Origin of the sequence: Streptococcus oralis, from assembly GCF_001075675.1 — a bacterium.
Lineage (GTDB): Bacteria > Bacillota > Bacilli > Lactobacillales > Streptococcaceae > Streptococcus > Streptococcus oralis_V.
On record NZ_JUNW01000003.1, the window covers coordinates 100,716 to 114,710 of the forward strand.

Annotated in this window: 12 protein-coding genes; all 12 read right to left on the minus strand. The window is 42.7% G+C overall.

Features of this window, described 5'->3' with window-relative positions:
* Positions 1–5 precede the first annotated feature (5 nt).
* The 12 genes from leuC to recN all read right to left on the minus strand — a co-directional run bounded on the left by leuC (position 6) and on the right by recN (position 13,993).
* Complete coding sequence (gene leuC / locus ADM50_RS00600) at positions 6–1,388, minus strand: 3-isopropylmalate dehydratase large subunit (RefSeq protein WP_049484172.1); 1,383 nt, start codon at positions 1,386–1,388, stop codon at positions 6–8.
* 3 nt (positions 1,389–1,391) lie between these two features.
* A complete protein-coding gene (locus tag ADM50_RS00605; protein WP_049484173.1) occupies positions 1,392–1,661 on the minus strand; it encodes a DUF1294 domain-containing protein in 270 nt (89 codons plus the stop codon).
* On the minus strand, positions 1,658–2,695 hold the full coding sequence (leuB, locus tag ADM50_RS00610; protein ID WP_049484174.1) for a 3-isopropylmalate dehydrogenase: 1,038 nt from the start codon (positions 2,693–2,695) through the stop codon (positions 1,658–1,660). The genes ADM50_RS00605 and leuB overlap by 4 nt, the downstream gene beginning before the upstream one ends.
* Positions 2,696–2,706: 11 nt before the next feature.
* Complete coding sequence (locus ADM50_RS00615) at positions 2,707–4,269, minus strand: 2-isopropylmalate synthase (RefSeq protein WP_049484175.1); 1,563 nt, start codon at positions 4,267–4,269, stop codon at positions 2,707–2,709.
* A gap of 314 nt (positions 4,270–4,583) precedes the next feature.
* On the minus strand, positions 4,584–5,240 hold the full coding sequence (locus ADM50_RS00620; RefSeq protein ID WP_049484176.1) for an MmcQ/YjbR family DNA-binding protein: 657 nt from the start codon (positions 5,238–5,240) through the stop codon (positions 4,584–4,586).
* A 43-nt stretch (positions 5,241–5,283) separates the two neighbouring features.
* On the minus strand, positions 5,284–5,916 hold the full coding sequence (locus ADM50_RS00625; protein WP_049484177.1) for a copper homeostasis protein CutC: 633 nt from the start codon (positions 5,914–5,916) through the stop codon (positions 5,284–5,286).
* A 92-nt stretch (positions 5,917–6,008) separates the two neighbouring features.
* The gene (locus tag ADM50_RS00630) at positions 6,009–6,368 is read right to left on the minus strand and encodes a YbaN family protein (protein WP_001220358.1); all 360 of its coding nucleotides are present in this window, start codon (positions 6,366–6,368) and stop codon (positions 6,009–6,011) included.
* Between the two features lie 106 nt (positions 6,369–6,474).
* Entirely contained in the window at positions 6,475–8,562 is a 2,088-nt protein-coding gene (gene topA / locus ADM50_RS00635) for a type I DNA topoisomerase (RefSeq protein WP_049484178.1), read from the minus strand.
* A gap of 116 nt (positions 8,563–8,678) precedes the next feature.
* Positions 8,679–9,527 (minus strand): DNA-processing protein DprA, encoded by an 849-nt coding sequence (dprA, locus tag ADM50_RS00640; protein ID WP_049484179.1) that lies wholly within the window; start codon positions 9,525–9,527, stop codon positions 8,679–8,681.
* Positions 9,528–9,694: 167 nt separating this feature from the next.
* A complete protein-coding gene (lepA, locus tag ADM50_RS00645; protein ID WP_001047156.1) occupies positions 9,695–11,518 on the minus strand; it encodes a translation elongation factor 4 in 1,824 nt (607 codons plus the stop codon).
* Between the two features lie 78 nt (positions 11,519–11,596).
* Positions 11,597–12,325: a metallophosphoesterase family protein gene (locus tag ADM50_RS00650; RefSeq protein WP_049484180.1), complete on the minus strand. Its 729-nt coding sequence runs from the start codon at positions 12,323–12,325 to the stop codon at positions 11,597–11,599.
* A complete protein-coding gene (recN, locus tag ADM50_RS00655) occupies positions 12,326–13,993 on the minus strand; it encodes a DNA repair protein RecN (protein ID WP_049484181.1) in 1,668 nt (555 codons plus the stop codon).
* Between the last annotated feature and the right edge of the window lie 2 nt (positions 13,994–13,995).

Sequence of the window (13,995 nt, forward strand, 5' to 3'; positions counted from 1 at the left end):
TCTCCTTACTGGGCTTCTGGCATTTGTCGAACATCTACGAAGCGCCCTGCGATAGCTGCCGCAGCTGCCATGGCTGGACTGCAAAGATGTGTCTTAGCCCCAAATCCCTGCCTATCTTCAAAGTTACGGTTACTGGTTGAAGCACAGTGGACGCCATCAGGTACCTTGTCGGGATTCATCCCTAGACACATGGAGCAGCCTGGGTCTCTCCACTCAAAGCCAGCGTCTAGGAAAACTTTGTCCAAGCCCAACTTCTCAGCAGCTCGCTTAACCGGACGAGAGCCAGGTACTACGATTGCTGTTAGATTGGGAGCAATCTTCTTCCCTTTGACAAATCGTGCAGCCAGTTGTAAATCGCTGAGACGAGCATTGGTACAAGAACCGATAAAGATATAACCTAGTTCAATATCTGCTGGCTTTTGACCAGGCTCCAAGTCCATGTAATTGTAGGCTCGCTCATCATTCAAATCCTTAATTTCTGGGAAGCTACTGTCAAAGTCAACCCCCATAGCAGGATTGGTTCCCCAGGTCACCATGGGTGCCAAGTCAGAGACATCCATCTGAATAACCTTATCATAGACAGCATCCTCATCACTGACAAGCGTTTTCCAATCCTCCACAGCTTCCTCGAAACTTTCTGGAACACATTCCCGTCCCTTGAGATAGTCATAGGTAGTCTGATCTGGATTCATGATGCCCATCTTAGAGCCAAACTCGATGGACATATTGCAGATGGTCATTCGCTCTTCCATGGTCAGAGCATCAATCGCTTGCCCACGATATTCCACCACATAGCCTACACCACAAGCAACGCCGTACTTGGCAATCAAGGCGAGAATGTAATCCTTGGAATAGACTCCTTTTTGAGGAACACCAGTGAATTCTACCAGCATTTTCTTGGGTTTGACCTGCCAGAGAGTCTGGGTAGCAAAAACATGCTCAACCTCACTGGTCCCAATCCCAAAGGCGATAGCTCCGAAAGCCCCGTGAGTTGCCGTATGGCTGTCTCCACAGACGATGAATTTCCCCGGTTGCGTCCGTCCTGTTTCTGGTCCAACCATGTGAACGATACCTTGTTTTTCAGAACCATGGGCCGCATGTTCAATCCCGAATTCCTCAACATTCTCTGCTAGCTTATCAATTTGAGCCTTGGAAATGACATCTCGTATATCGTAGATATTAACTGTCGGGACATTGTGGTCAAAAGTTCCAAATGTCAAGTCTGGTCGTCTCAATCTGCGACCTGCATCTCGTAATCCTTGAAAAGCTTGGGGACTAGTCACTTCATGAATATAGTGCTGGTCCACATACATGAGTTGGGGCTGCCCTTCTTCTCCTGTGATGACATGGCGGTCCCATAATTTATCAAAAATCGATTTTCCTGCCATCCATTACCTCCAAATAAAATATAAGGCTACTAGTGTGGTCACCATCCCGAGAAACCAAACCGTTTTAAAATACCATTTTCTAGTCTTGTGGTGAAAGGTGATTCCTGCCAACCAGGCACCAAAACCACCAAAAGTAAAGGCTAAAATGAGTAAGATTTTCTCTGGGACGCGCCAAGCACCTCTTCTTGCCTTGGATTTGTCAATGCCATAAATCAAGAAAACCAGCAAATTCCAAATCAAGAGGGTAAGCGTGATTCCTTCATTTATCTTCATAATCTTTCAATGATGGCTTCTGTCATTTCCTTGGTTGAAGCCTGTCCTCCTATATCTCTTGTTAAAATGCCAGCCGCTAAACTAGCTTCAACAGCACGCTCGATACGCTCCGCATCCTCATAACGTCCAAAGCTATCTCTCAGCATCATGGCAACTGACAAAATCATAGAGATAGGATTGGCAATTCCTTGACCTGCAATATCAGGTGCCGAACCATGAATAGGTTCATAAAGACTTGGACCTTTTTCAGAATGACTAGCTGATGGCATGACACCAAGTGTGCCTGATAGAACGCTTGATTCATCAGATAAGATATCTCCGAAAAGATTTTCCGTCACGATGACATCAAACTTGGCAGGATTGGTAATCATAAGCATAGCAGCTGAGTCCACCAACTGGTGTTCCAAGGTTACATCTGGGAAATCCTGCGCGACTTCCTCAGCCACTATCCGCCAGAGTTTTGATGTCGCTAGAACATTCTGCTTATCGATACTAGTAACGATTTTTCTCCGATTTCTTGCAATTTCAAATGCCTTGCGAATAATCCGCTCTACTTCTTCGTAGCTGTAGTCGTTGATATCACGCGCTTTTCGCTCTTCAAGGATATGATCCCCAAAGTAAATACCACTTGTCAACTCACGCACCACGAAAAAGTCTACACCAGCAATTCGTTCGGGTTTGAGAGGTGACAAATGCTTGATACTATCAAAGATTTTTACAGGCCGAATATTGGCATAGAGATTGAGTTCCTTACGAAGAGCTAGCAAGCCTTGTTCAGGCCGAATCGCCGCCCCATCATACTGGGGACTACCGATAGCCGCAAGGAGAATAGCATCTGCTTCTCTACATGCCTTGAGGGTTTCATCAGGTAAGGGATGCCCCGCAGCATCAATACCTGCACCTCCAAAGGGGCATCTGTCTATTTCATAGTCAAAACCTGTTTTTGAAGCTAGAACTTCCAGAACTGCTAAACCAGCTTCCATGATTTCTGGACCGATTCCATCCCCTGCTAGAGCTACTATTTTCTTTGTCATAGCCTTCTCCTTTACACACTAGGCATGTCTCGGTAGGAAACGCTATGCCCCATCTCACCTGCATTCTCCTTTTGAACAAAGGTATTGGCATTGATATAGGCAATAGCCGAAGCTTTCAGTACATCAAAATCGAGTCCTGCTGCATTAAAGATGGTTTCGGTATCTCTGTTTTCAACAGTGACCAAGACACGAGCTTGAGCATCAATTCCATCTGTCACAGCATCAATGGTATAGGACACCAAGCGGACAGATTGGTTAAAGAACTTATCGATAGCGTTAAAGATCGCTTCAACGGAACCTTGCCCTGTCGCATTAAATTCGACTTTCTCACCATCCATATTGGCTAGGCTAACGAGCGCTTCAATGTCATTGTCTGCATGGGTTTGAAGTTGCAAATCATCAAAGTGGAAGCCTTCTGGATTTTCAACCATGGTTCCAGCTACCAGAGCTCGAATATCTGCATCCGTGATTTCTTGTTTCTTGTCCGCTAGTGCCTTGAACTTAGCGAAGAGTGGTTTGATATCCTCTTCTGTAAAATCTAGGGCTAATTCTCTTAGTTTTTCAACAAAGGCATGGCGACCAGACAATTTTCCAAGTGGAAGGCTATTACTCTTGACACCGACCAATTCAGGTGTGATGATCTCATAAGTGAGAGGATTTTTAAGGACTCCATCTTGGTGAATACCAGACTCGTGAGAAAAGGCATTGCCACCAACGACAGCCTTGTTTTTAGGAACTGGAATACCAGAAAAGCGAGAAACCATTTCAGACGTATTCATTGTTTCATCCAAAACAATATCACTAGTTGCTTGGAAGAAATCCTCACGAATCTTTAAAGCAACAGCTACTTCTTCAAGAGCAACATTACCTGCGCGTTCACCGATACCATTAATAGTTCCCTGGACACGTCCAGCACCGTGTTTAATTGCTGTCAAAGTATTTGCAGTTGCCATACCGAGATCATCGTGACAGTGGACACCAAAGACAACTTTATGATCTGATTTAATATTTTCAGTCAAGTGATCAAAGATACGTGCAAACTCTTCTGGAGTCGTAAAGCCAACTGTGTCAGGGATATTGATATAAGATGCACCTGCATCGACCGCTGTTTGAACGACTTGCAAGAGGAAATCCAACTCTGTTCTAGTCGCATCTTCAGGAGAGAATTCGACGATTTCAAACTTAGAACGTGCATAAGAAACATGTTCCTTGATAGCTTCTAAAATCTCTTCCTTGCTCTTATTAAGCTTATACTTGCGGTGAATCGGACTGGTAGCGATAAAGACATGAATTTGAGGATACTTGGCATCCTTAAGAGCCTCATAACAAGCATCAATATCAGATTTTACAGAACGTGCTAATCCTGTCACTGCTGTTTTTTTCATGGCTTTAGCAATTTCTTGAACAGCTATAAATGAATCTGGACTAGCAGCCGGAAAACCAGCTTCAATTACAGAAATTCCCCATTTCTCCAGCTGTCTTGCAATAGAAACTTTTTCCTTTATTGAGAAGTTAACACCAGGTGTTTGTTCCCCATCACGAAGGCTTGTATCAAAAAATTCAACTTTACGCATAAGATTTCCCCTTTTCCAAATGTGGTTTTAAAAAAACATCTCGCTTAGAAGCCCAAGCGAGATGTTGATTTACTCCCGCTTGGTAAGCCAAACAGGACTAATGCTTTTGCACTAGCCCGAGTACCTCAACAACAAAGCGAATTGATTAAACTTAGCTGTTTTCATGTTTGACTTTCTCCTTCGTTTGATATCTTGTTTAGTATTTTAGCATAGGAAAAATCTCTTGTCAAGAAAAAATCCATTATTTTCTGAAAATTTCTTCAGTAAAGAATATTTTGCTAATTGAAAGTGTTTGAAAACTCAAGCGAATTTCCTTATTTTTTCACAGTCAAGTTCCAACTTTTTTCGATGAGTTCTATCACTTCTTCATCTTGCAAACTATCATCAAGCGCCAGACTAAGCCAGTAGCGTTTGTTCATATGAAAGGCCGGATAAATGCCTTTTTTTGAAAGCAAATCAGCTACTTGGTCGTGTTTGATATTGACTGCTTCGACTAGCCCTTCTCTCCCCTTCTCCAGCTTATCCCATGGGATTCTCATCACAACAGCATACCACTTTTGATTACCTTCATGGCGCAATACAGCTGTATCAGGAGACTTTTCCCACAAATACTCCAATTGATTACCATACTTTTCCTGAACTTGAGCCATGATACGCTTAGTCTGAGGACAGATAAAATCCTGCACATCAAAGCAAGCCTTCCGAATCTGGTAAAGAATCTCCAAACAAGTCTCACGGACACTTCCAACAAAACTTCCCCGCATACTTTTCATATGTACTTGAGGATAGAGATCTCCCGTTTCCTGATCAAAAACCTGAAAGCTCACATTATCAGGAGTGATAGAGACTGTCATGGAAAAGTCATCGTTCAAAATCTGGCAACTATAAGTCCAGACTTCTCCATTTTCTACAAAACCATAGGCATGGGCTTTTTCTTTATTAAACTGATAGGATTTAAAAATTTCAAACATAAGTGAAAACTGCTACCAAAAGCTAGCAGTTCCTTTCTATTTTTTAAAAGACAACCTTAGTTCCATGCAATTGTGTCACGCCCAACTGTTCGATAAAGGTTTGACGGTTGTCCAAGTCAATCCCACCACCTGGTAAGATTTCAATTTTACCTTTAGCATGTTCCAAAATTCTGTGATAATGAGCGAAACGTTTCTCTAGCGAGTCTCCAGACACACCAGCACGAGTTAGGATACGGGTAACACCAACTTGGCTGAGCCAGTCAATGGCTTCCAACTGGTCTTCATCACTTAATTCATCAAAGGCCATGTGAAAGACAATTTCCATTCCTTTAGATGCGGCAATCAGCTTCTCAAGATTAGGCTTATCCAACTTATTATCAGCTGTTATTGCCCCAAAAACGACTCCTTGACTTCCAGCCTGAGTAGTCAAACGAATGTCTTCTAGCATGATTGCTATTTCCATATCAGTATAGACAAAGTCGCCACCACGAGGACGAATCATAGTCATGATGGTGGTGTCGTAGTTAGCTGCCAGTTCAACCGCCGCCTTGGTCACTCCATAGCTAGGTGTTGTTCCTCCTACTGCTAGATTGTCACAAAGTTCGATTCGACGAGCTCCAGCCTGCATCGCTTTTTCAAGCAAGGTCACATTTTCAGCACAAAATTCGTAAATCATTTGATTCTCCTTGATGTTTTCTTTGAATTTATTATATCATATTATTTTAAATAGGCTTTCATTTTTATCAAGGCAAATAACTACTATTTTAACTATTCTTTGTCAGGAATTACTTTAAAGAGATAGTAGGTGATAAATATAGTCAAGGCTCCCAGACCGATTTTGACTGGCAAAAGAGGGGCAAAATAAATAGAAATCCCCATCAAGATATAGATAGATACGATGATTTTTTTCTTGCGTTCACGCGCTATTGACTTGGTTTCCCGAAAGTCAGCTACATAGGTCTGATAAAGCTTTGTATGATAAAGCCAGTCTTCAAAACGCTTAGAAGATTTTGAAAAGCAAGCGATAGCTAACAAAAGAAAGGGCGTTGTTGGCAAGAGGGGCAAGACAACCCCAACAAGAGCCAAGGCTAAAGAAATAAAACCAATACTGAGGTAAATAATACGCATGTCTTCTCCTAATTGAAATAATCTTCTACTAGTTTCCCACAAAGTGAGGAAATTTGTCAAGCTTCAAGTAAAAAGAGCCTGAAATTTATTTTCAGGACTCTTCGTGTTATTTAATTTTCTCTTCTTCGTAGTCGCCATTACTACATACAACCTGCTTGCCACCACCACGGACCTTTTTCTCCACGAGGAAGTGTCCGCATTTTGGACAATCACGTCCAACTGGTTTATCCCAAGAGGTAAATTCACATTCTGGGTAGCGATTGCAACCATAGAAGATACGATTGCGCTTGGTTTTGCGTTCAATGATTTGTCCTTGATGACAGCTTGGACACTCGACACCAATCTCCTTAACAATTGCTTGTGTGTGACGGCATTCTGGGAAATTGCTACAAGCATAGAATTTACCAAAACGGCCTATCTTAATCACCATTGGACTACCACAGACTTCACAGTCAAATCCAGCTGGCTCATCCTTGATCTGAATTTTTTCCATTTCAGCTTCAGCCTTGGCTACATCTTTGGAGAATGGTTTGTAAAATTCGTCAATAACACGTTGCCACTGTTCTTTTCCAACTTCGACATCATCCAGTTTTCCTTCCATTTCAGCTGTGAAGGTCACGTTTACGATATCTGGGAAATATTCAACGATGAGCTTGTTAACAATTTCTCCTAATTCTGTTGGTTCAAAACGTTTTGCTGCCAGACGAACGTAGTAACGTTTCTGGATGGTTTCAATGGTCGGAGCGTAGGTTGACGGACGTCCAACTCCATTTTCTTCCAAGGTCTTGATAAGCGTTGCTTCTGAATAGCGAGCTGGCGGTTGGGTGAAATGTTGTTCAGGCTTGCTATTGATCTGCTTTACCACATCTCCAACTGCCATATCTGGCAACATCTTATTTTTGTCAGAGTCGTTGTAAATTGCTAAATAACCATCAAACTTAACTTGGCTTCCATTTGCCGCAAACTGAACCCCATTTTGAGAGAGCTTGACAGCCATGGTATCAAAGATAGCGCCTGTCATCTGGCTTGCCACAAAACGGTTCCAGATAAGGGTATAAAGTTTGAGCTGGTCTTTGTCCAAGTACTTAGCAATGCTTTCTGGTGTATTAAAGACACTAGATGGACGAATGGCTTCGTGGGCATCCTGAGCACCTGAGGCATTCTTGACCTTGCTACCATGCTTGGAATACTTGCTACCAAAACGGTCGTTAATGTAGCTTGCAGCTTCGTTCTGAGCTACTGGACTGATACGAGTCGAGTCTGTACGCATATAGGTAATCAAACCTTGCACACCTGTACCAATATTGATCCCTTCATAGAGCTGTTGGGCAACCATCATGGTCTTACGAGTACGGAAATTGATTTTGTTAGCAGCATCCATCTGCATGGTTGAGGTCGTATAAGGTAGGGGCGCATTGCGTTTGCGCTCTTTCTTATCTACCTGGTCTACTGTGAAATCTTTGCTAGTCAGATGGGACAAGACTTCTTTGACTTCTTCGTTGGTGGTCAATTTCATCTTTTTGCCATTCATACCATAGAAAGAAGCCTGAAATTGCTTGGTTCCCTTCTTAAAGACACCATCAATTGTCCAGTATTCTTCCGGTTGGAAGGCATTGATTTCATTTTCACGGTCAATGATGAGCTTAAGGGCAACAGACTGCACGCGCCCTGCTGATAAGCCCTTCTTGACCTTTTTCCACAAAATTGGCGAAATCGAATAGCCTACTAAGCGGTCCAAGACACGACGAGCTTGTTGGGCATCGACCAAGTCCATATCAATCTTGCGAGGTTCTTTAAAAGCATTTTTCACTGCGTCCTTGGTGATTTCATTAAAGACCACACGGTTGGCATCATTCTCATCCAAATCAAGGATATGAGCCAAATGCCAGGAAATTGCTTCTCCTTCACGGTCCGGATCACTCGCCAGAAAGACTTTATTGGCCTTTTTAGCTTCTTTTTTCAGGTCATTGATGAGAGGACCCTTGCCCCGGATATTGATATACTGCGGTTCATAGTTATTTTCAATGTCGACCGACATACTGGATTTTTTCAAATCACGTATATGCCCGACACTGGCTAGAACCTTGTAATTTCTGCCTAGATATTTCTCAATCGTTTTCGCCTTGGCAGGCGATTCCACGATGACTAGATTTTTTTTAACTGTTGATTTTTTCTTCTTTGTTGCCGTAGCCACACTATCACACCTTTTCAAAGTAATAAACTTTATAAAGTGTAAACCATTTTTCTATAGCTGTCAAGACTTAACTCCTATATATAGAAGAAAAGTTTATCTGAATGAACAATTTCTCCTTAAAATTCAAACTCAGCCAGCACATCTTGACCGCTACTAATCAGCTTTGCTCCCTCTTGAATCAGGTGGTGACAGCCATCTGAATGGCCATCTAAAATGTTTCCTGGAATGGCAAAAACATCGCGTCCTTCCTCCATCGCGCGTTCACAAGTAATGAGACTCCCAGACCGCATTCTTGCCTCTGCTACTATAACTCCACGACACAATCCTGCAATGATACGATTACGGGCTGGAAAGTGAAATTTCAAGGGTTCTTCACCTGGACCGTACTCACTTAGCACTAGATGATGATTTCCAATGTAGTCCTGCAAGCGTTTATTAGCACGTGGATAAAAAACATCCAATCCTGTTCCAATGACAGCAATCGTTCTCCCTCCATTCTGGAGCGCAGCCATATGGGCAGCGGTATCGATTCCTTTTGCTAATCCACTAACCACGATTAACTCGTTTTCTAAACCTTGGATAATTTTCTGGATCGACTTTGCCCCTTGACTGGAACAAGAACGACTCCCTACAAGAGCAACCTTTGGAAACTTCAGTAAATCCAGATTCCCTTTATAAAACAAAAGAGCTGGAGGGTCATAAATCTCACTCAGATCCCAAGGATAACAGTCGTCTAGAATCGAGAAGGATGGAAATTTTTGAAACTCCTTCTCCAACTGCACATCATCTATCTGGAAATAGCGTTCCATAAAGACAGCAGGATTGCGGCAACCAGAGATTTCAGCAATATCTCCTAACAAAAGTTCCTGCTCTACAGTCTCGTCATATTCAAGAACAGTTAAAATCTGTTGATTGGTCAAGCCTGCTTTTCTTAATTTGTAAATCTCATAGTTTGTGATTTTCATATACAACTCCATTTCTTTTGCTACTCATCTATCTATTCGTAAAAATAATAAAAAGAAGACATGATAATCTGATTTTTACATTTATTCAGCTTTCGTATTTGATAGCTTGCGTTTATCAAAAATAGAAAAAACTCTTGAAAAATCTCCAAGAGTTTAGTTTTCTATTTCTATTCTTCATCCATGCTTAAGACGCTAAGGAAGGCTTCTTGTGGGACTTCTACTGATCCGATAGCTTTCATGCGTTTCTTACCAGCTTTTTGTTTTTCAAGGAGTTTGCGTTTACGAGAAACGTCACCACCGTAACACTTAGCAAGTACGTTCTTACGAAGGGCCTTGATATCCGTTCGAGCCACGATCTTGTGCCCAATAGCTGCTTGAATCGGTACCTCAAACTGTTGACGAGGGATGATTTTCTTGAGCTTATCCACGATGAGTTTCCCACGTTCGTAGGCAAAATCCTTGTGAACGATAAAGCTGAGGGCATCCACCTTATCACCATTGAGAAGGATGTCCATTTTGACCAGCTTAGATGGACGGTACTCTGACAATTCATAGTCAAAGCTTGCATAACCACGTGTCGAAGACTTGAGCTTATCAAAGAAGTCAAAGACAATTTCAGCAAGTGGAATTTGATAGATAACATTCACACGATTGTCATCAATATAGTCCATGGTCACAAAGTCCCCACGTTTGCGTTGAGCCAATTCCATTACTGCCCCAACAAACTCCTGCGGTACCATGATTTGCGCCTTGACATAAGGCTCTTCAATAGTCGCAATCTTGGTTGGGTCTGGAAATTCAGAGGGGTTAGACACATCCATAGACTCACCATCAGTCTGGTTAACCTTATAGATAACTGATGGAGCTGTCATGATGAGGTCAATGTTGAACTCGCGCTCTAAACGTTCTTGGATAACATCCATATGGAGAAGCCCAAGGAATCCACAACGGAAACCAAATCCAAGAGCCTGTGACGTTTCAGGTTCAAACTGCAAGCTGGCATCGTTGAGCTGCAATTTTTCAAGGGCTTCACGAAGGTCATTGTACTTATTTGACTCAATTGGATAGAGACCTGCAAAGACCATAGGATTCATCTGCTTGTAGCCGTCTAGTGGTTCTGCTGCAGGATTGCTTGCTAGGGTCACTGTATCACCCACACGGGTATCTTGAACCGTCTTGATAGAAGCCGCAATATAACCAACGTCACCAGTCGCAAGGAAATCACGACCAACTGCTTTCGGCGTGAAAATACCGACCTCCGTCACATCAAAGGTCTTGCCATTGCTCATGAGTTGAATCTTATCGCCAGGTTTGACCACTCCGTCCATAACACGCACTTGGAGGATGACCCCGCGATAAGCATCGTAAACGGAATCGAAAATCAAAGCTTTTAATGGAGCTGAAACATCACCAGTAGGAGCTGGCACTTTTTCAACGATCTGCTCAAGAATTTCTTCAATACCAATACCAGCTTTGGCTGAAGCTAAGACTGCTTCGCTGGCATCTAGTCCAATGACGTCCTCAATCTCTGTACGCACACGCTCTGGATCAGCTGCTGGTAGGTCAATCTTGTTAATGACGGGCAAGATTTCCAAATCATTGTCCAAGGCTAGATAAACGTTAGCAAGAGTTTGAGCCTCAATCCCTTGGGCTGCATCGACCACCAGAATAGCTCCCTCACAGGCAGCTAGAGAACGCGACACTTCATAGGTAAAGTCCACGTGCCCAGGTGTGTCAATCAAGTGGAAAATATAGGTCTCACCATCTTTTGCAGTATAATTGAGCTCAATGGCATTGAGTTTAATGGTAATCCCACGTTCACGCTCAAGATCCATACTATCCAGAAGTTGGGCTTGCATTTCACGACTAGAAACCGTCTCCGTCTTTTCCAAAATGCGGTCTGCTAGGGTTGATTTCCCATGGTCAATATGGGCGATAATAGAGAAGTTCCGAATCTTCTCCTGTCGTTTTTTCAAATCTTCTAAGTTCATGATGCTCTTCCTTTCAGGGTATCTATTAATTATAAATTGTTTTTAACATTTTGACAAGACCATACCCTGCTAGGAGTACTAATCTTCGGCAATAAAGCCATCATTTTCGATAAAGTGGTGTTCTGTCATTCCTTGGTCAGTAAAGACAATCCCATGAAGGACACCGCCATAGACAGCTCCTCCATCCATGCCAATCTTGCCATCCTCTGTTATCCAAAGCTCAGCAGTACCTCGGTCTTGCTTGAGCAAACCATAAACTGGTGTATGCCCAAATACAATAGTTTTTCCAGTATGATTTTCGGCTTCGTGGAATGGCTTTCTGAGCCAGACTTTCTTATAATCTGTGGTTTCATGCCAGTCTTCCAAGGTCAAGTCAATACCCGCATGAACAAAGATATACTTGTCTGTCTCTACTACAAATGGCATTTGACGAATAAATTCGACCAAGTCTGCCGCTTCAGTCGCAACACGCTTGGCATCTTCTACGCCATCAACTGGTGCATCCAAGGGACGACCTAGGATAGAGTTAATAGTTGTATCTCCACCATTGCGACGATAATGGTCATAGCTTTCTTCTGGGTCATCGAGCCAAGTCAGAAACATATACTCGTGGTTTCCTGATAGACAGATAGCCCCTTGATTGTCGACCAAGTCTTTGACCATTTCTAGAACACGGCGACTATCTTCACCTCGGTCAATCAAATCCCCTAGAAAGAGCAACCGGGTGTGACCATCCCATGTTTTGAGAAGGTCTTCCAGCATACCTGCTTTTCCATGGACATCTCCAATTACATAATAGTCTGTCATTTATTTCTCCCTCGTTTGCAATAATTCTCTCGCTTGGGTAAGGGCAGCCTCTGTTACATTCTCCCCAGCCAACATTTTAGCTACTTCCTCTACGCGCTCTTCTAAAGTCAAGAGACGAACCGTAGACACCGTTGAGTGCTCATCGCTAATCTTCTCAATAAAGAATTGATAATCCGCGATGGCAATCACTTGTGGAAGGTGAGAAATAGCTAAAACCTGACCATGTTGGCCAATCTTGTGAATCTTTTGAGCTATAGCTTGAGCAACACGACCTGAAACTCCCGTATCCACCTCATCAAAGACAATACTGGTCTTACCTTCCTTACGAGAAAAAGCAGACTTAATAGCTAGCATGAGACGAGACAATTCTCCTCCAGACGCAACCTTAACCAAAGGCTTAAAGTCTTCACCAGGGTTGGTTGAAATGTAAAATTCGACTGCTTCATTTCCTTCACGGCTGAACTTACTCTTACTAAAGCGAACCTGAAATTGTGCCTTCTCCATATAGAGATCCTGCAGCTCTTGTTTAATCTCTGCCTCAAGCTGCTGGGCCAAGTCATGGCGAGCTGATGCAAGCTGCCCTGCCAAATCAACAAGATTAACTTCCAATTTCTTGAGCTCTGCTTCCATATCTTCGGAAGAAAGGTTATTTCCAGTCAAGAGATTGTACTCATCCGTAATCTTGGCAAAATAAAGCAAAACGTCGTCCACAGTTCCACCATACTTGCGGGTAATAGTATTTATAAGGTCTAAGCGATTTTCAACCTGCATGAGGCGATTGCCATCAAAATCCAAGTCCTCAATAATATCTTCTAAACGCTTTGTAATATCTTCTAAAACATAGTAGGTCTCTGACAGAGAACTTGAAATTTCACGGTATTCAGGGTCGTATTCTTCAACACTTTCCATGTCATTCATGGCTGAACGGACATTAGCAAGACTGGAGAATTCCTCATTGTCTAACATGCTATAGGCATTGGTCAGCGTATCCGCAATATTTTTATGATTGAGGAGTTTATCACGTTCTTGGTTGAGAGCCAAGTCTTCACCAGCTTGCAAGTTTGCAGCCTCAATCTCTGCCATTTGAAATTCCAACATCTCAATACGAGCCTTATGTTCCTGCTGGTTTTTCTTGACTTCTAGAACCTGCTTACGCTTTTTGCGATAGGCATCAAAGCTCGTCTGATAGGTCTCCTTCAGCTCCAAGAAAGCTGCATCACCAAACTCATCCAACATCTGGATGTGCAGTTGAGAACGCATTAACTCCTCTTGGTCATGCTGACCATGGATATCCACAAGGTGTTGCCCAATAGCACGCAAGACAGAAAGATTGACCATCTGACCATTCACGCGACTAACACTACGACCATTTTGCAAAATTTCCCGACGGATGATAATTTCATCACCCAATTCTAAACCTTGCTCATCAAAAAGTTCCTGTAAAAGACGACTATTTTCAACTGAGAAAAGCCCCTCGATCTCTGCTTTTTGTGCACCATGACGAATAACGTCTGTCGTTGCTCTAGCTCCCAACATGAGATTCATAGCGTCGATAATGATAGACTTTCCAGCACCCGTTTCCCCGGTCAAAACAGTCATACCCTTTTCAAAATTGAGGGAAATCGCCTCAATAATGGCAAAGTTTTTTATCGAAATTTCAAGTAACATAC